A 1361-nucleotide genomic window follows, 5' to 3' on the forward strand; every position below is an offset into this window, starting at 1 on the left:
AAACAACCTAAATAAGTAGGTTTAGATAGATTTTTCATATACAGTGTGTAACCCTACCAAGCGGCCTATGCAGGTACAAAAGCTTTTGTCACCAATTTTGCCCAAAGCCTTGCCCTCGAACAGCATCAGCAAAACCTGTCTTTAACAGTCTTTTCACCAGGTGGCATTGATACCGAAATGACCAGCAATAGTCGTTTAAAGTATTTTCAAAATACGCCATTACTGCAAAGCGTAGAATCATGCGCCAGTGAAGGCATTGCCGCCATGCAAGCACGCAAAAATCTCGCTGTTTCTGGCTTGCTAAATCGTCAGCAGCTTTTTGTGAGTCGGTTTTTGCCTCGGCAATTAATTGGTTTGATTACACGCAAAGCGTATGCCCAAGCGTTTAATTAAGCGCAGAATTTTTAGAGTTTTGAATATAATGGACTAACAGTGTATCCACCATCTCGGTGAGTTCTTCTAATAGGGCTTGCGCTTCTTCGGGCGTGGATAATAACGCTTCTTGTAATACTTGGTCACACGACTGGCTTAAAATCCAGCCTAAACGTTGGGCGCGACGTAACGCTAAGGAGGTACGTCGCACCAATACTTCACAAATCACATCGGCAATACGGCGATTTGATTCACGCACTAAGGCCTGCAAGGAAGGTTCGGCACGTAACGCGGTCAACAACGAGACATAACCAGGGGTTTGATGATACAACTGGTACAAGGTTTGGAGTAATTCGTGGGTGCTTTGTTCGTTAGATACTGCAAAGGCGTTTAAACGCTCTGACAAATTATTATCAACCATGGTCATGGTACGTTCGGCTAAGGCGGCAAAAATCGCCAAACGATTTTCAAAATAGTGATACACGGTTGCTGGCGATAAGTCGGCGGCTTCTGCAATGGCGAGCATGGTGGTGGCTTCAACACCTTGTTGCACCAACAAATTGGCGGTGGCATCTAAAATGGTATTGAGCTTTTGCCGTGAACGTTCTTGTACGGGTGACACACGCTGGCGTGGACGTTGAGTGGCTTGCATTGTGTCTGAACGTGCCATGAGCTTATCCTTTGAATAAAAAATACAGGACTTAGGCATGTCATCAACCGCCTAAGTCCTAAAATAACAATGGCGATTTTAGCAAATTTATCAGCATTGCCCAAACTAGAAAAATTATTTCCACATCCATAAAGACTTTTCGGGGACAGACCAGTCTTTACTACTAGATTGCTCGTGAGCTCGTACTTTGCCTGTGCCTCGACCTCCGCCGATTTCTCGTCCCCAAAAATAGACGTGACCATCGTCTAGTAACACCGAATTAGCAGAACCACTTTGAACCGTCAGGGCATTAGCAAAAGTTTTGATATGAACAGGTAAT

2 protein-coding genes and 1 pseudogene are annotated in these 1361 nt (G+C 44.5%); 1 reads left to right on the plus strand and 2 read right to left on the minus strand.

The features are described from left to right. Positions 1-69 precede the first annotated feature (69 nt). A pseudogene (locus Q0212_RS14950) lies at positions 70-393 on the plus strand (hypothetical protein); the annotation flags it as partial. On the opposite strand, the gene Q0212_RS14955 reads toward Q0212_RS14950, so the two are convergent. Beyond that, positions 386-1042 (minus strand): TetR/AcrR family transcriptional regulator, encoded by a 657-nt coding sequence (locus tag Q0212_RS14955; protein ID WP_297926985.1) that lies wholly within the window; start codon positions 1040-1042, stop codon positions 386-388. The pseudogene Q0212_RS14950 and the gene Q0212_RS14955 sit on opposite strands and share 8 nt — an antisense overlap. Before the next feature lie 114 nt (positions 1043-1156). Then, the coding region (locus Q0212_RS14960) for a hypothetical protein (RefSeq protein ID WP_297926987.1) at positions 1157-1361 on the minus strand (205 nt) is incomplete at its 5' end.

The sequence above is a fragment of the uncultured Agitococcus sp. genome (genome assembly GCF_937920075.1).
Taxonomy (GTDB): Bacteria; Pseudomonadota; Gammaproteobacteria; order Pseudomonadales; family Moraxellaceae; genus Agitococcus.